We start from the raw sequence: 16,722 nt of genomic DNA on the forward strand, positions 1-16,722 counted from the left end.
TCAATCTTCAATATAAACCAGTTTATCTTTCGTTTTTCCTATTTCTTCTACTTTGGAAACCTTAATTGCCACTTTCATTTTTTCCTGAAACAGAAGAGTAATCTCCTCAGTTGGAAGTTCATTTCCTCTAAATAAAGCCTGTCCAAACCGGTTGTTGTGTAAATCCATTGCTTTAGCCAGTTTTTGATTTGGAGAAAGTTTTTCGTGTAAACCTGTAAAATGATCGCTCCAAATTCTGGCAGCTTCAACCGATCCTGAAATTTTAAAACATTTCTGGCAAATTAAATAATTCCACAGGGCGTGTCTAAAGGCATTTTCTTTTCCATTTTTATGATGTTGCTTTTTATAAAGATCGTCACATATTTTTATGGTTTCAATAGTTGCCCGGTAGGTTGGTAAAATATAGCGCGGTTTACTTATAAAAACTTTAGAGACTGCGAATAGCTCTTTAAAATTCATATTTTTAATCCGCGCCCAGACTGCCACTAATTAGCTTTATATTCTTTTACCGCATCTACAAAAGCTTTTGCGTTTTCAACCGGAATATCGGGTAAAATACCGTGTCCCAGGTTTACGATATAGCTATCCTTACCAAATTCATTGATCATTTGGGTCACCATTCTTTTGATCTCTGCAGGTGGTGAATATAATCTTGAAGGATCAAAGTTACCCTGCAATGTGATTTTACCGCCACTTAAATAACGGGCATTCCTGGCGCTAAGCGTCCAGTCTACACCCAAAGCTGAAGCTCCTGAATTTGCCATCTCGTGAAGGGCAAACCAGCATCCTTTTCCAAAGGCAATTACCGGGATTTCATCTTTTAAAGCATCTATGATCTGCTGAATATATTTCCAGGAAAATTCCTGGTAATCTACAGGGCTTAACATTCCGCCCCAGGAATCAAAAATTTGAACCGCATCAACTCCGGCTGCAACTTTTGCTTTAAGGTAAGCGATAGTTGTATCGGTGATTTTTTGTAATAATTGGTGCGCAGCCACTGGATTAGTAAAACAGAATTTCTTCGCTTTATCAAAGTTTTTTGAACCTTGCCCTTGCACGGCATAGCATAGAATTGTCCAAGGGGAACCGGCAAAACCAATTAGCGGAACTTCATTATTTAATTCCTGTTTGGTCATTTTAATGGCATCCATCACGTAACCCAGCGTTTCATCGATATCGGGAACTATTACGCTCTCTACATCTTTAGAAGTGCGAATTGGGTTTGGTAGCCAGGGACCAATACCGGGTTTCATTTCTACCTCGATATTCATCGCCTGCGGAATCACCAAAATGTCGCTAAATAGGATTGCGGCATCAGTCCCTATTTGATGTATAGGCATCACAGTGATTTCTGTTGCTAATTCCGGGGTTCTACAGCGTGTGAAAAAGTCGTATTTTTCTTTAAGCTTCATAAAATCGGGAAGGTAACGGCCTGCCTGGCGCATCATCCAAACCGGTGGACGTTCTACCGTTTCTCCTTTTAAAGCTTTTAGAAATAGATCGTTTTTTATCATTTTTTAAAATATTTCACCACCTGTACAATCACATTTTCAATAGAAGGTCTGGTAGCGGTTATTATATTGTTTGTATGTTTCCTGGCTTCTGCAGCGGTGGTGTTTCCTATGCAAAAAGCGGTAGTGTCGTTCAACTGATTTTTGGCTGTAAAACTCTGCACTGCACTGGGGCTAAAAAATAAAATCCCATCAAATTCCTGGGAAAATGCCCTGGGGCTTAATGTAGTTTTATAGACTTCAATTTCCTTAAAATCTATTCGATTCTTTTTAAGGATTTCCGGAATATCATCTCTTCTTTTATTTCCACAGAAAAAATTAAAGTTTTCTTCAGAATATTTTTGAATAATTATTTCAGCTAAATCTTTCCCGTAATCTGCAATTTCCTGAATATGAAATCCGCTTTCATTGGCTAAATCTGCGGTTTTTTCTCCTACGCAGAAGCAATTTTTAACCTGAACCTTTCCTGAAACCGCATTTACCGAATTTTTACTGGTAAAAATGGCATTTTTTATATTTTCTGAAGGAAGTTTAAAATTGGTAGTTTCAGTATTAATCGCATTATATTCCACCAAACTTAAGCCAGAATTTAGAAATAATTGTTTCTGGGAAGTGCTCAGTTTTTTGGTAGAGAGAATGCTCTTCATTCATAAGTTTTTTAGCTGAAAATTAGCCTTCGGTATTAATTTCAGTCTTAATTTCCTGCATCAATTTTGCACCACCATTGCTAAGAATTTCTTCTGCACATCGCCTTCCAAAATTCTCAATTTCATTTATAGCAACTGTTTTTTCAACGCCTATCTTTTCTTTTCCGTCTAAACTAAAAAGTGCACCTTTAAAATAAACAAGATCTTTGTCTACCGTAGCTAAAGCTCCAATTGGTGCGGTACAACCACCTTCCAGAACCTTTAAAAATTCACGTTCAATATGTACGGTAATTTCAGATTCTTTATGGTTTAATAATGCAAGTGCTTTACGGGTAAATTCATCTTCCTCCATCGCTACTACGAGCATTGCGCCCTGTGCGGGTGCGGGAATCATCCAGTTGAGATCTAAAAAATTTTCTGGCTTTAATGCGATACGTTCCAATCCGGCGGCAGCGAAAATAGCTCCGTTCCAGTTATTATCGTCTAATTTTTTCATTCTGGTGTTTACGTTTCCACGTAAATCTACCACTTTATGAGTAGGATATTGGTTGAGCCACTGGGCTTTACGGCGTAAACTTCCAGTAGCGATTGTACCATCGCTTTCCAGGAAATCCAGGCCTTTATGAATAAGAATATCTTTGGTGTTGGCACGTTTTAAAACCGCAGCTTCAACAATACCCTTAGGTAGTGCTGTGGGTACATCTTTCATAGAATGTACCGCAATATCAATTTTACCTTTAATCATGGCTACATCCAGGGTTTTGGTAAAAATCCCGGTGATGCCCATTTCGTAAAGCGGCTGATCTAAATTTAGGTCTCCGGTAGATTTAACGGGAACTAGCTCGGTTTTATGACCGGCTTTTTCCAGTGCGTTTTGCACAGTTTTTGCCTGCCAAAGCGCGAGTTCGCTGTCCCTGGTGCCAATACGAATTACTTTGCTCATTTTACCTGTTCTTCAAGCTGAAATACTTTCTGGATCAATTCCAGGCTTTCATCGGTAGTTGTGGAATCTCCTTTTAAATGATTGGCAAAGTGTTTCATAATTTTTTGAATAATCCTGTCGCTCACAATCTCTGCCTGCTCATCGTTGAAATCTGAAATTTTTCTACGCTGAAAATCAAGTTCGGCATCTTTCATACTTCTAAGCTTTTTCTTTAAAGCTTTTATGGTAGGTGCAAATTTTCGGGTTTCCAGCCATTTATTAAAATCGGTTTCTACCTCTTTAATAATGGCTTCGGCTTCCGGAATAAACTGTTTTCTACGTTCTAAATTCTGATCGGTAATTTTTGAAAGCTGATCCAGGTGCACCAATTTTACGTTAAGCAAATGCGCTACATCTTCTGAAACATTCTTAGGTATAGAAAGGTCTAAAACCAACAAATTTTTGTTGGAATATATTAATTCTTTAGAAATAGTAGGGTTTTGTGCCCCTGTGGCGACAATTAAAATATCGGTATTTCTAATTTCTGCCTGTAAATCGGCGTAATCTTTTACAATAAGGTTGAATTTACCCGCAATTTTTTCCGCTTTGTCCTTGGTGCGATTAATAAGGGTAATATGTTCGTTCTGTGTGTGCTTTATAAGATTTTCACAGGTATTTCTTCCAATTTTACCTGTCCCAAAAAGCAAAATATTCTTATCTGAAACGTTTGGAACGTTATCTAATATGTATTGAACCGAAGCAAAAGACACTGATGTGGCCCCTGTAGAAATTTCGGTTTCATTTTTAATACGTTTACTGGCTTGAATTACGGCATTTACCAGTCGTTCTAAAAAAGCATTTACCAGGCCGTGTTTCTTGGAACGAGCAAAAGCAACTTTTAACTGACTAATAATTTCAAAATCGCCAAGAATCTGACTATCTAAACCGGTACCCACCCTAAACATATGAGAGATTGCCTGTTTATTTTTATGTACATAAGCCACTTTTTCAAATTCTTCTACCGTGCCGTGGGTATGCTCGCAAAGTAATTTAATAAGTTGAAAAGGGTGTTGTGCAAAACCGTAGATTTCGGTGCGGTTACAGGTAGAGGTTACAAGAATGGCATCAATACCTTCCTCTTTAGCTTGTTTAAGCAAGCCTTGTTTAGCTTCTTCATTTAAACTAAAATGTCCTCTTATCTCTGCATCGGCCTTCTTGTAGCTAAGACCTATGGTATAAAAATGTTTTCCGCTTGCAATATGATAATCTTCCATGAACCTATTTAGGGTATTCGGGACAAAATTAAACTAATCCTAAACCAAAAAGTAACGCTCAAAGTACTTTTTGTATCGCTTTCAGTTATTTTAGGTTTTTTATAACTTTAAAATATAGTAAATACTTACTTTTGCAGTAGTGATAGTCGGTTTAGAGCAAACAGTTTAGAATTATTCTAAATAGACTTAAATTCAAAAAAATGATCTTAGAAGATAAAAATAACGCTGTAGGATTTATTGAAGAGCTGAAAATTGAAGATGGTTTTTATCTTTTAAAGTTTCAAAATGAAACCACTGAGAATCAGAAAATTATTAGGAATATAGATAGTAGCTTTATCCAGTTTCATTTTAATTTAAAAGGCGCCAGCAAGTTTTTGTTCAACAATAATAAATATGAACTTCCGCTTAATGGAGAAAGCTCTTTGCTTTTGTACAATCCGCAGCAAGATCTGCCCCTAAATTTGGTTTTGGAACCAAATTCCTGGTTAATTTCGCTGGTAATTTCTATTAAAAAGTTCCATTCTCTCTTTTCACAGGAAGCCGGTTATATCACTTTTTTAAGTGCCGATAATAAAGATAAAAAGTATTATAAAGATGCACCCATTTCTCCATCTATGGCCATTGTACTCAACCAGGTAATGAATTTTAATCTTACACCAAGTATTAAAAATCTCTATTTTAAAGGAAAAGCTTATGAATTGTTGAGTCTATATTTTAACAGAACAGAAGACCCTAATGTAGAACAATGTCCTTTTCTTAGTGACGAAGAAAATATTATAAAAATTAGAAAAGCTAAAGATATTGTAATTTCCAGGATGGCCGAGCCGCCTTCGCTTCAGGAATTATCAGATGAAATTGGCCTGAGTCTTAAAAAACTTAAAGAAGGTTTTAAGCAAATTTATGGCGATTCGGTGTACAGTTTTCTTTTCGATTATAAAATGGAATATGCCCGGAAACTTTTAGATAGTGGCGATTTTAACGTGAACGAAGTTGGTTTAAAAGTGGGCTACAGTACCGCAAGTCATTTTATTGCTGCTTTTAAGAAAAAATTTGGCACTACGCCCAAGAAGTATATTATGTCTTTAACTTCAAATTCTTAGCTCTATGTTTAAAAAATTTGTCGCCGTTTATATGCTCATCTTTTTCGGTTTCCTTTCAGGAAATGCCCAAGGAACAAAAGATGAAGATGAAAAAGATAAAAAAGAAGTGCTTTTATTTTATAAAACCGAAGGTTTCTGGCATAATTCCATTCCCACCGGGAGAACTTTTATTGAAGACCTCGGCGAAGACCATGATTTTGAAGTGACCTCTACTAAAGATGCCGATAATTTTCATAGCGAAGATCTTAAAAAATATGATTTAGTGATTTTTTTGAATACTACCGGAAATGTTTTTGATGAAAAGGAACAGGAAGGCTTCAAAAATTATATAGAAAATGGCGGTAATTTCTTCGGAATTCATGCTGCTGCAGATACCGAAGGGGATTGGCCCTGGTTTGTAGAACTGGTTGGTGGCTTTTTTGATGGGCATCCAGAAGTTCAACAAGCTGATATAAAATTAAATATGCCTAAACATCCCGCGGTTTCTCACCTGCCAAAAGTATGGACCAGAACTGACGAATGGTATAATTACAGAAACCTAAACCCTAAAATGCAGGTACTTTTGTATCTTGATGAGAATTCGTACCAGGGTGGTACTAACGGTGAAGAACATCCCATTGCCTGGTTTAGGGAAACGGGCCACGGCGGAGTTTCAATTTATACTGGGTTGGGACATACCATTCAGTCTTATATTGAGCCGTTATTTCAGGAACATATTCTACAGAGTATTTTATTTGCGTTAGACAAAACAAAAAACTAAATCCTCTATTAAGGCATAAAAAAGTGTAATAATGTAATACTTAATTACACTTTTAATAAACCTATTTTTGAAGTTGAAAAAGAAAAATATGAGTAAAGGCGTACTATTGGTAAATTTGGGCTCTCCAAAAAGCACCGACCCGAAAGATGTAAAGGAATACCTGGACGAATTTTTAATGGACGAACGTGTAATTGACGTTCCCTATTGGGCCAGGGTACTTTTGGTAAGGGGAATTGTACTAAATACAAGACCCAAAAAATCGGCGGAAGCTTACCAAAAAATTTGGTGGGACGAGGGTTCACCCCTAATTGTTTTATCAGAACGCCTTCAGTACAAAATGGATAAAAACACCTCTGTGCCAATTGCTTTGGCAATGCGTTATGGAGAACCAAGTATAAAATCGGGGCTTCAGGAATTGTATGATAAAGGAGTAGACGAAGTTTTGCTTTTTCCATTATATCCTCAATTCGCCATGGCTACTACCGAAACTATTTTAGTTTTAGCCGAAGAGCTTAGGAAAGAACATTTTCCGGAAATGCAATTCACCACAATGCCGCCTTTTTATAATCACTCAGACTATATTCGGGTTTTAGCTGAAAGTATTTCAGAGAAATTAAAAGGGAAAGATTTTCAGCATTTATTGTTTTCTTATCACGGGGTGCCAGAGCGACATATTAGGAAAAGTGATGTTACTAAATCCCACTGTAAAATTGATGGAAGTTGTTGCCAAACGCCTTCAGCAGCGCATCAATTTTGCTATCGTCACCAGTGTTTTGAAACTACAAGGCTTGTAGCTGAATATTTAGAATTAAAAGAGAATTCATATAGCGTTTCCTTTCAGTCGCGTTTAGGTTTCGACCCTTGGTTACAACCTTATACCGATAGAACTATAGAACGATTCGGAAAACAGGGAATGAAAAAACTGGCCATTGTAACACCGGCTTTTGTTTCAGATTGTTTGGAAACTTTAGAAGAAATAGCGATGGAGGGCGAAGAAATTTTTCACGAAGTTGGCGGGGAAGAATTTACAGTAGTTCCCTGTCTTAACGATAGGGGCGATTGGGTAAATGTACTTTCTCGTTGGGTAGATGAGTGGGCGCATCAAAAGCCTGTTGAAGCGTAATGGCCTCGGTGAATTCTCGAAACCTCGGAGAAAAACCAATAGGTAAATTACTTGTACAGCAAGCGGCACCGGCTTCGGTAGGAATTCTGGTTATGTCGCTCAATATTTTAATCGATACCATTTTTGTAGGAAACTGGATTGGTTCTACCGCTATTGCAGCGATAAATGTAGTGCTTCCGGTTTCGTTTTTTATCGCCGCGCTGGGAATGGCCATAGGCATTGGTGGTTCTTCCATAATATCAAGAGCGCTGGGTGCCGATGATCGTAAAAAGGCACTTAAAACTTTTGGAAACCAGATAAGTCTTACGCTAATTCTTACTATTGGGTTAGTAATTATAGGTCTTCTTTTTGTGGATTCGCTTATTCCTGCTTTTGGCGGAAAAGGCGATATTTTTGAACCGGCAAAAGTTTACTATACCATTGTACTTTATGGAGTGCCTTTCCTGGCGCTTTGTATGATGGGCAATACGGTAATTCGGGCCGAAGGGAAACCAAAATTCGCCATGATTGCCATGATAATTCCCTCTGTGGCAAACTTAGTTCTAGATTATATTTTTATAAATCAAATGGAGCTAGGTATGTGGGGTGCGGCCTGGGCTACCACGGCTTCTTATCTTTTTTGTTTTGGCTATGTTTTTTGGTTTTTCCTTTCCAAAAATTCTGAACTTAAAATTAGTTTACCAGATTTTGGTCTTAATAAACGCATTCTTAGAGAAATTGGTTCCCTTGGCTTTGTTACCTTATCCCGGCAGGCGGTAGTAAGTGTAATCTACCTGCTTATGAATAATATTTTGTTCGACCTGGGCGGGGAAGATGCTGTGGCGATTTATGCAATTATAGCCCGAATGCTCATGTTTGCGCTCTTTCCGGTATTGGGGGTTACGCAGGGATTTTTGCCAATTGCCGGATTTAATTATGGTGCTGAAAAATATCAAAGGGTTCGCAAAAGTATAAATACTGCTATCTTATATGCTTGTGGTTTGGGTTTGCTGGTATTTGGGGGGATAATGTTTTTTTCTGAAGAAATTGTTCGCATTTTCACTAAAAATCCAACGATAATTGCTGAAACTCCCGCTGCGATGCGTTGGGTTTTTGCAGCGACTCCTATTGTTGCAATTCAGCTTATTGGTGCTGCTTATTTTCAAGCCGTGGGTAAAGCCGTACCGGCATTGTTGCTTACTTTGTCCAGGCAGGGTTTCTTTTTTATTCCGTTAATTTTAATTTTACCTAATTATTTTGGTGAAATAGGGGTGTGGATCTCCTTTCCTATAGCCGATTTACTTTCAACGCTGGTTACTGCCTATTTTTTAAACCGGGAAATGAGATTAAAATTAAAGCCTAAAACCTCCTGATATTTCTGCCGAAGAAAAATTCATAAATCCCTATCTTTGTTAGAAAGCTGGAAATACCATGGATACAAATGCTTTAAAAATAGAATTGATTCAGAAGATTATTGCCTGTAACGATATTGCTTTGTTGAAGCAAGTTGAAGAATTATTGCAGAGAGTAAATGCTCTTGAACCGGGGGAAGAATATGAATTAACTACTACAAATTCCGTTGTTCCAGATCGAATTTATGAGCAATTGGAAAAAGATTTCATAGCCTATCAAAATGAAGAGATACAATCTGAAAAATGGGAGAAAGTTGAGCATGAGTTGAAAGAAAAATATGGATTATAAGATAAGGATTTTACCCAGGGCTAGTTTAGAAATAAGTGATGCTTTAAAATGGTATTCATCCAGGAATCTGAAAGCGGGAAAAGAGCTTTTAAAGGATATTAACTTAATATATAATCTTTTACGTTTTGATCCTTATTTATTTAGTGAAATTAAGAAAGGTTATAGGCAGGTACCTTTAAAAAAATTTCCATTTCTCATTATTTACAGGATTTTTAAAGATCAAATTTTAATTCAGTCTGTCTTCAACACCCATCAAAACCCAACTAAAAAACCTTAATCTGTGATAGAATATTACCAGTACATAAAAGCTTTGCACCTTATTTTTGTAATCACATGGTTTGCCGGGCTTTTTTATATTCCGCGTTTATTTATTTACCATATAGAAGCTACTCAAAAACCTGAACCTGATAAAAGTATTCTTGCCAACCAGTTTAAACTAATGACTAAAAGGTTGTGGTTTATAATTACCTGGCCTTCGGCTATTTTAGCGAGTTTATTTGCTTTTCTTTTACTTTATTTAGCACCGGGATGGCTTTCGCAAGATTGGATGTTGGTAAAATTGGGTTTCGTTGTGTTACTTTATGCCTACCATATTAAATGTCATCTTATTTTTAAGGAACTTCAACAAGATGTTGTAAAGTGGACTTCCAATCAAATGAGATTATGGAACGAGGGTTCTACTTTAATTCTTTTTGCGGTTATTTTTTTAGTGATTATAAAAGATGCTCTAAACTGGATCTACGGAGTTTTAGGAATATTTTTATTGGCGGGCATGCTTATGCTGGGAATTAAAATGTATAAGCGAATTAGAACTAAAAACCCCGATGCCTAATTGGTGTGATAATTGATTAATTTGCGCTAATAATTGTTTATGAAGCTTTCAAAACTTTCTTTAAGTACCCGCATATTTATCTCCATGATTTTATTGGTGTTGGGAGCTTCAATTTTAATTGTTGGGATCACAGTTTATCAATATAAGCTGGAAGCCGAAAACTACCACCGCGAACGCCTGGAAAGAAAGGAGCAGGCTATTAGGGAAAATATAAAATTTATTCTCGCCAGTACAACCTACCTAATCAATACCGAGAATATTGATATGATCTTTGGGGAGCGGAATAAGATTCACGAAATGGCCCAGGTGCACGAGATGCAAATTAATATTTATGATTTTCAGGGTCGGCTTTTAATAAAATCAGATCAGTCTTTTTTCAGGGATACTACAGATAATCAGCTGGACAAAGACATTCTTAGAAAACTGGAACGCTCAGAAAGCAAACGGTATATTGAGAAAACCGAAATTAACGGTCAAAAATTTCAATCTTCATATACTTATATTTTAGATAAGAAATTTAAACCCCTGGCGATACTCTATCTTCCCTATGTTCAGGATGATACGGTTTTAAACCGAGATTTGAATAATTTCCTTATAAGGATGCTGGAAGTGTATCTGTTTATGCTTGCCTTGGCGATTATTATGTCTTATTTTCTTTCAAAATATATCACGAAATCCCTTAAAATTATTTCAGATAAAATTACCGAAACCCGCCTGGATAAACGCAACCAGAAAATAGATATAAATAACGCTTCCGAAGAGATTTATACGCTCGTGACAGCGTATAATAGTATGATAGACGAGTTGGAAGAAAGCGCGGTTAAACTGGCCGCCGGCGAAAGGGAACAGGCGTGGCGGGAGATGGCCAAACAGGTAGCTCATGAAATTAAAAATCCGTTAACTCCAATGCGCTTAAGCGTACAAAGTTTTGAACGGAATTTTGATAAAAACGATCCCGAAATTGAAGCAAAAGTAGCCGAATATTCTACCACGCTTATTAATCAAATAGATACGATGAGTTCTATTGCTGAAGCTTTTTCGAATTTTGCTAAAATGCCCGCTCAGCAAAACGAAATGCTGAATGTTCCAAAAATTGTAAAACTTGCACTGGATATTTTTAATGAAGATTATATTCAGTTTTCCAGCGAAAAAGAAGAAATTCTCGCAAAATTTGATAGAACGCAACTCATTAGGGTAATTACCAATTTGGTAAAAAATGCCATCCAGGCAATGGATAAGCAGGAAAATCCACGTATAATGGTAAGTATTCACGAGGAAGAAAAGAATGTTTGCGTGATCATTTCAGATAACGGTGCGGGTATTTCCGAAGAAAATATAGAGAAAGTTTTTGAACCTAAATTTACTACTAAATCCAGCGGAATGGGGCTTGGCCTTGCTATGGTAAAGAATATTGTGGAAACTTATAATGGAAGTATTAACTTTACTTCTAAGCCAGGAAGGGGCACTACGTTTAAGTTGCGTTTTCCTAAATAATAAAGAACGAACCAAAAATTTTAAATATGGAATTCGAAAATATTTTAACCGAAAATAACGACGGTATTTTACAAATTACAATTAACCGTCCTAAAAAATTAAACGCTTTAAACCGCGATACCATTGAAGAATTGCACCAGGCTTTTACTGAAGCAAAAGAAGATGAAGAAGCAAAAGTGATTATTCTAACCGGAACGGGAGAAAAAGCTTTTGTTGCCGGTGCCGATATTAGTGAATTTGCCGATTTCTCTCCTGAAGAAGGTCGCGAACTTGCAGCTGAAGGTCAGGCGAAATTATTCGATTTTGTAGCAAATTTTCCAAAACCGGTTATTGCCGCGGTAAACGGTTTTGCCCTTGGTGGCGGACTCGAATTAGCAATGGCAGCACATTTTAGAATAGCCAGTGATAATGCCAAAATGGGACTTCCTGAGACTTCACTTGGGGTGATTCCCGGTTACGGCGGCACGCAGAGACTTCCGCAATTAGTAGGAAAAGGTCGCGCGATGGAAATGATTATGACCGCGGGAATGATAGATGCCAACCAGGCGCTTCAGTATAATCTTGTGAATCACGTTTGTGAGCCCGAAGAACTGATAGAATTTACCGAAAAGATTGCAGGAAAAATTATGAAGAATTCCTTAGTGGCTATAAGCGCCGCAATTCGAGCTATAAATTCAAATTACGAAGATGGCGTAAATGGTTATGAAGTGGAAATTAGTGAATTTGGAAACTCTTTTGGTACCGAAGATTTTGAAGAAGGCACTTCGGCATTTTTAAACAAACGTAAAGCCGATTTCCCGGGTAACTAAAATAAAAGCTTTAGCATTCAGAATTTAATTTTTGGATGTTAAAGCTTATTTTTTATTTTATAAATAGGATATATTCCATAAATTTGTAATATGTCCAATAATAAAGATTTTATCTACGGAAGAGGTGCGCAGCTAAATGTGCATAACCGATTTGACGCACACGATCATGAGTTTCGTGATGATTTTCTCAACCATTGCGCTACTGAAGGCGATGAGGTGCAAAATTCTAAAACGGTCTTAATAGATACTTTTCCAAAAACTATTGTAAATAAAGTGACCAGCCCAGATGTTGGGATGGGATTTTCGTTAAATCCTTATCAGGGCTGTGAACACGGTTGTATTTATTGTTACGCCCGTAATTCTCATGAATATTGGGGCTATAGTGCGGGACTTGATTTTGAACAAAAGATCCTGGTAAAAAGAAATGCGGTAGAACTGCTGCAAAAGAAGATTAGTAGCAAAAATTGGGAAGCTACCCCTATTGTGCTATCTGGTAATACAGATTGTTATCAGCCAATCGAAAAAAAACTAAAAATTACGAGGCAGCTGCTTCAAACTTTTTTAAAGTATAAACATCCGGTTGGTATTATCACCAAAAACGCCCTGATACAGCGGGATATAGATATATTAAAAGACCTGGCGGCAGATAATTTGGTTCAGGTTAGCTTATCGGTCACTTCCCTCGAGGAAGAAACCCGAAGAATTTTGGAACCCAGAACGGCTAGTATAAAAAAACGACTGGAAACTATAGAAAAGCTTTCTGTAGCGGGTATTCCGGTGAGCGTGATGATGGCGCCAATAATTCCCTCAATAAATTCCCACGAAATTATGCCGCTGGTGAAAGAAGTAGCTGAGAGGGGTGCGTTGGGTGTTGGCTATACAATTGTTAGATTAAACGGAGCTATTGGAGGCATTTTTACCGATTGGATTAGGAAGGCGATGCCAGACAGGGCCGATAAAGTTTTGCATCAAATAGAAAGTGTTCACGGTGGAAGTTTAAACGATAGCAGGTTTGGAACGAGAATGAAAGGCGAAGGTGAATTTGCAAGCCAGGTAGCACAGCAATTCAAAATTGCTAAAGCAAAATATTTAAAGGGAAGAGAAAGGCCGGTTTTAAATTGCGATTTACACGAGCAATACAAAGACGGACAAATGAAGCTTTTTTGAATGACTCTCGTGAAATTTAAGATGAATTTATAAGCCTAAAGCTGAAATCATTAATATTTTAGAGAACAGAGAACAGAGAACAGAGAACAGAGAACAGAGAATATGCCAGAACTACCCGAAGTTGCCTATCAGAAAAAATATGCCGATGCTACTATTCTGCATAAGAAGATCGTAAAAGTAGAGACCGGCGATAAGAAAATATACCAGTCGGATAAAAATGAATTTGAGGAAACCCTAAAAGACAATCAATTTATTGGGAGTGAACGTTTAGGAAAATATCTTTTCCTGAATTTAAAAAATAAAGGAGTTTTGGTGGTACATTTTGGGATGACCGGCAAACTGGAGTATTATCAACACGAAGAAATACCTAAATATGCACAACTCACGCTTACTTTTGAAGATCATTCCCGGGTTTCTTTTACCTGTCCGCGTAAATTTGGAAAACTTTATTTAGCTGAAAATTTAGCTGAATTTCAGAAAGAGAACGATCTGGGAGTTGATGCACTTGCCCTTACAAAAGAACAGTTCTTCGAAATTTTAAAGGGTAAAACCGGTACGATAAAAGCTCTGCTAATGAATCAAAAACTCATCGCCGGAATTGGGAATTTATATGCCGATGAAATATTATTTCAGGTTAAAATTCATCCGGTCACGAAAGTTAACGAGCTCTCTGAAAAAGATAAATTAAAGATTTACAATAAAATTGAAGAAGTACTGGAGGTAGTTAAAAAAGTCAGGGAAGAAGGGCAAAAACTACCCGAAAGCTATATCACTACCGTTCGTAAAAAAGGTGCCGATTGTCCCAGGAATAACGGTAAAATAGAACAAATTAAAGTTTCTGGGAGAACCACTTATTTTTGTCCCACTTGTCAAAGGGAGAAATAAGTCTGGTATTTAACTTCCCTAAAAGATTTATTTGGTATGTTTAGCATAGTGTTACAAAAGTATCCAGTCGGCTAAGTGCCCCTTGTAATTCTAAAATAATCTTTTAAGCTGTATTTGTTTATTTACTCAGCTGTAATTTTTTATAATTTTGTGGATAGAGGTTCTTAATATCCTTGTACTTTATAGTCATGATATTCTCTAAGGTATATTTTAACCACTCATAGGGATTCACCTCGTGTTTTTTACAAATAGCAAAGAAGGAATAAATTGCTGCAGCTCTCTGAGCAGCCTTATGAGATCCGGCAAATAAGTAATTTTTCCTTCCCAGGGCAACTGGACGAATTTTATTTTCTATGAGATTATTATCAATAAGTAAATTCCCGTCATAGAGATAAGCACATAGTGCATCCCACCTGAAGACGCTATAGGCAAGAGCTTTTCCTATCAGGCTTTTAGGCAGCGTGCGAGCAAGCTGCTTGGTCATCCATTTCCCAAACTCATTAATTACCGGTAACGCTTCCTTAAGCCTTACCTCTTTAATTTGATCCGGACTAAGATTTGCCTCTTTGATTTTTCTTTCAATAGCATATAATTTCTGGATCTCCTTTAAGGCGTGTGTTGCCCTTTTGGGATCATTGTCCAGCGATTTTTCATAATAACGGCGGGCGTGTGCCCAGCACCCCAAATGGGTTACCCCTTCTTTTTTGGCATAATGATCATAGACCACATACCCATCTGTCTGAAGATAGCCTTTAAAATTATCGAGCATAGCTTCAGGTGCCTCTTGCCCACGGCCAGGCTGATAGTCAAAGACTACATTACCATCGATGGGACTGTGATATACCCAATAATATCCCAGATGAGTTTTTCCTTTTTTTGTCTCATCCAGCACTTTTATTGTTGTTTCATCTACCTGTAAGTATCCTTGAGATTTTACATCGGCTATGAGTTCTTCAAAGAGCGGAACAATACGATCGAGCCCCCTGGCACACCAGCCATTCATAGTAGAAGCAGCAATGGGGACTTTTTCTCTTTTAAAACGTTCGAGCTGCCGGTGAAGCGGCAAATGGTCACAGTATTTATCAACTAATAGAGAAGTTATCAGTCCTGACCCGGGAATACCTTTATCGATCACCCGCTCGGGAAGTTTTCCTATGATCACACCTTCTCCAGATTTGTGAGCGTATTTATACCGGATATATCTGTGAATAAAAAAACGTGCAGGCTCATATTCCAATTCATCGGTCTCTTCCTGGCCGATACATTTCATCTGGGAGATATCTCCCTGGGGATAGATCTTCACTTCCTCTACCGGAAGATGATCTGGAAGCGGCTGACGCCCTTTATGATTGGCATTTTTTTTCTTACGCTGGTAGGTAATCTTTTCTGTAAAGGCTTCTTCTCGTTTTTCAAGATCCTGGGCAGTAACCTCAAAAGGCAAAGCTAGCTGATCCTTATCTCCAAAACGCTCGCGTTTCTGACCGAACTGCATCCTTCGGAACATCTCCAGCTGGCTCTCCAGGTAGGCCACTTTTTCCTCTAGAACTCCGGACTTACTCAAATAGCTGCGAAGATGCTCATCAGCCCGGGCAAGTTCCTTATCTTTTTGCTTTAATTCTTTATCTTTTTGTTTTAAATTCTCTTTTTGAAGCTCTAATTCCTGCTGAGATTTTTGAAGCTCTTTTTTATGGAATGTCGCCTGCGCTGATTGCTCTTCTAAAAGGGCCAACAGCTGTTGTTTTGAAAGGGTTTTCAGGGATTTTTCCATAGCATAAAAGTACGGATTTCCCTGCTTTTTTACAACAATTATTTTGTGTTTTTATCAGTAAAATCAAGGGTTTCGGGAGGATTATACCGACTAAGGTGACGCAACTTTTCTGCCTTAATTCCCTCGATCATCAGCACCAGCTGACTCCAACTAACACTACCTGACTCAAGCACTTTAGGAAGCGAGAATGTTCCTTTCTCAAGACGTTTATAATAAATTACAAAACCCCCGGATTCCCAGTGCAGGAGTTTGATATGGGTAGCCCTGCGGTTGATGAATATAAAAACATCGCCACTGATGGGATCCTTTCCCATTTTAGCGGTAACCAATCCCGATAGGCCATGGAAACCCTTTCTCATATCGCAGGCCTGGTTATAGAGGTAATATCGATTGGAGGAACTTAAACTGAACATGGATTACAGGTTTACCAGAGCCGCTAATTGGTTCAAGCCGATCCCTGAAACTTCTAACTGCACTCCATTCGGATATTTTAGTCGATATTGGGCGTGGAAGGAATCCGTTTTACCCGGGATGATCTCTACAAATCCATCCGGAGCTTCCGATTTGCTGTTCTTCCATTTTTTGATCCAGTAATAAAAATTACTCCGAATGATTCCATGATTGTGACAAAAATCTTTTTTACTTAAACCACTAACTTCCCATTCCTGAATTAACTCAAACATATAGGCTTGCTTATCCATCTCTTTTTTGGAGGCAAGCTAGAATTTATCTTAAGTTTACACCAGATGT

Annotated in this window: 19 protein-coding genes; 11 read left to right on the plus strand and 8 right to left on the minus strand. The window is 37.7% G+C overall.

Annotated elements, in window-relative coordinates:
- The 5 genes from AO058_RS04870 to hemA are packed head-to-tail and all read right to left on the minus strand — an operon-like array spanning position 1 to position 4,354.
- Positions 1-459: a DUF6973 domain-containing protein gene (locus tag AO058_RS04870; protein ID WP_143083640.1), complete on the minus strand. Its 459-nt coding sequence runs from the start codon at positions 457-459 to the stop codon at positions 1-3.
- Between the two features lie 26 nt (positions 460-485).
- The gene (hemE, locus tag AO058_RS04875; RefSeq protein WP_075325501.1) at positions 486-1,514 is read right to left on the minus strand and encodes a uroporphyrinogen decarboxylase; all 1,029 of its coding nucleotides are present in this window, start codon (positions 1,512-1,514) and stop codon (positions 486-488) included.
- The gene (locus AO058_RS04880) at positions 1,511-2,158 is read right to left on the minus strand and encodes a uroporphyrinogen-III synthase (RefSeq protein ID WP_075325502.1); all 648 of its coding nucleotides are present in this window, start codon (positions 2,156-2,158) and stop codon (positions 1,511-1,513) included. Before AO058_RS04880 ends, hemE begins: the two co-directional genes overlap by 4 nt.
- 22 nt (positions 2,159-2,180) lie before the next feature.
- Positions 2,181-3,101: a hydroxymethylbilane synthase gene (gene hemC, locus AO058_RS04885; RefSeq protein WP_075325503.1), complete on the minus strand. Its 921-nt coding sequence runs from the start codon at positions 3,099-3,101 to the stop codon at positions 2,181-2,183.
- On the minus strand, positions 3,098-4,354 hold the full coding sequence (gene hemA, locus AO058_RS04890) for a glutamyl-tRNA reductase (protein WP_075325504.1): 1,257 nt from the start codon (positions 4,352-4,354) through the stop codon (positions 3,098-3,100). Before hemA ends, hemC begins: the two co-directional genes overlap by 4 nt.
- 200 nt (positions 4,355-4,554) lie before the next feature.
- Here hemA and AO058_RS04895 point away from each other — a divergent pair, with 200 nt between their 5' ends.
- From AO058_RS04895 to AO058_RS04945, 11 genes are all read left to right on the plus strand, one after another.
- Complete coding sequence (locus AO058_RS04895) at positions 4,555-5,454, plus strand: AraC family transcriptional regulator (protein ID WP_075325505.1); 900 nt, start codon at positions 4,555-4,557, stop codon at positions 5,452-5,454.
- Between the two features lie 4 nt (positions 5,455-5,458).
- Entirely contained in the window at positions 5,459-6,214 is a 756-nt protein-coding gene (locus tag AO058_RS04900; protein WP_075325506.1) for a ThuA domain-containing protein, read from the plus strand.
- A gap of 88 nt (positions 6,215-6,302) precedes the next feature.
- On the plus strand, positions 6,303-7,337 hold the full coding sequence (gene hemH / locus AO058_RS04905) for a ferrochelatase (protein WP_075325507.1): 1,035 nt from the start codon (positions 6,303-6,305) through the stop codon (positions 7,335-7,337).
- Positions 7,337-8,689, plus strand: coding sequence for an MATE family efflux transporter (locus AO058_RS04910; protein WP_075325508.1), 1,353 nt, complete (start codon positions 7,337-7,339; stop codon positions 8,687-8,689). The genes hemH and AO058_RS04910 overlap by 1 nt, the downstream gene beginning before the upstream one ends.
- 58 nt (positions 8,690-8,747) lie before the next feature.
- Entirely contained in the window at positions 8,748-9,017 is a 270-nt protein-coding gene (locus AO058_RS04915; RefSeq protein WP_075325509.1) for a hypothetical protein, read from the plus strand.
- Entirely contained in the window at positions 9,007-9,294 is a 288-nt protein-coding gene (locus AO058_RS04920; RefSeq protein WP_075325510.1) for a type II toxin-antitoxin system RelE/ParE family toxin, read from the plus strand. Before AO058_RS04915 ends, AO058_RS04920 begins: the two co-directional genes overlap by 11 nt.
- 6 nt (positions 9,295-9,300) lie before the next feature.
- Positions 9,301-9,849: a CopD family protein gene (locus tag AO058_RS04925; protein WP_075327884.1), complete on the plus strand. Its 549-nt coding sequence runs from the start codon at positions 9,301-9,303 to the stop codon at positions 9,847-9,849.
- A gap of 39 nt (positions 9,850-9,888) precedes the next feature.
- Positions 9,889-11,343: a sensor histidine kinase gene (locus tag AO058_RS04930; RefSeq protein WP_075325511.1), complete on the plus strand. Its 1,455-nt coding sequence runs from the start codon at positions 9,889-9,891 to the stop codon at positions 11,341-11,343.
- A 26-nt stretch (positions 11,344-11,369) separates the two neighbouring features.
- Complete coding sequence (locus AO058_RS04935) at positions 11,370-12,152, plus strand: enoyl-CoA hydratase/isomerase family protein (protein WP_075325512.1); 783 nt, start codon at positions 11,370-11,372, stop codon at positions 12,150-12,152.
- 90 nt (positions 12,153-12,242) lie between these two features.
- Positions 12,243-13,319, plus strand: a complete 1,077-nt coding sequence (locus AO058_RS04940; protein ID WP_075325513.1) for a PA0069 family radical SAM protein — start codon at positions 12,243-12,245, stop codon at positions 13,317-13,319.
- 102 nt (positions 13,320-13,421) lie between these two features.
- Positions 13,422-14,204, plus strand: a complete 783-nt coding sequence (locus AO058_RS04945) for an Fpg/Nei family DNA glycosylase (protein ID WP_075325514.1) — start codon at positions 13,422-13,424, stop codon at positions 14,202-14,204.
- A gap of 118 nt (positions 14,205-14,322) precedes the next feature.
- Here the strand turns inward: AO058_RS04945 and tnpC are convergent, their stop codons facing one another.
- Genes tnpC through tnpA form a run of 3 tightly spaced genes read right to left on the minus strand, consistent with a single transcriptional unit; the run spans position 14,323 to position 16,673 of the window.
- Positions 14,323-15,972, minus strand: coding sequence for an IS66 family transposase (gene tnpC / locus AO058_RS04950; protein WP_075325515.1), 1,650 nt, complete (start codon positions 15,970-15,972; stop codon positions 14,323-14,325).
- A 38-nt stretch (positions 15,973-16,010) separates the two neighbouring features.
- On the minus strand, positions 16,011-16,385 hold the full coding sequence (gene tnpB / locus AO058_RS04955; protein WP_075325516.1) for an IS66 family insertion sequence element accessory protein TnpB: 375 nt from the start codon (positions 16,383-16,385) through the stop codon (positions 16,011-16,013).
- A gap of 3 nt (positions 16,386-16,388) precedes the next feature.
- Positions 16,389-16,673: an IS66 family insertion sequence element accessory protein TnpA gene (gene tnpA, locus AO058_RS04960; RefSeq protein WP_075325517.1), complete on the minus strand. Its 285-nt coding sequence runs from the start codon at positions 16,671-16,673 to the stop codon at positions 16,389-16,391.
- Positions 16,674-16,722: the final 49 nt, after the last annotated feature.

It is taken from the genome of Salegentibacter sp. T436, from assembly GCF_001932675.1.
Lineage (GTDB): Bacteria > Bacteroidota > Bacteroidia > Flavobacteriales > Flavobacteriaceae > Salegentibacter > Salegentibacter agarivorans.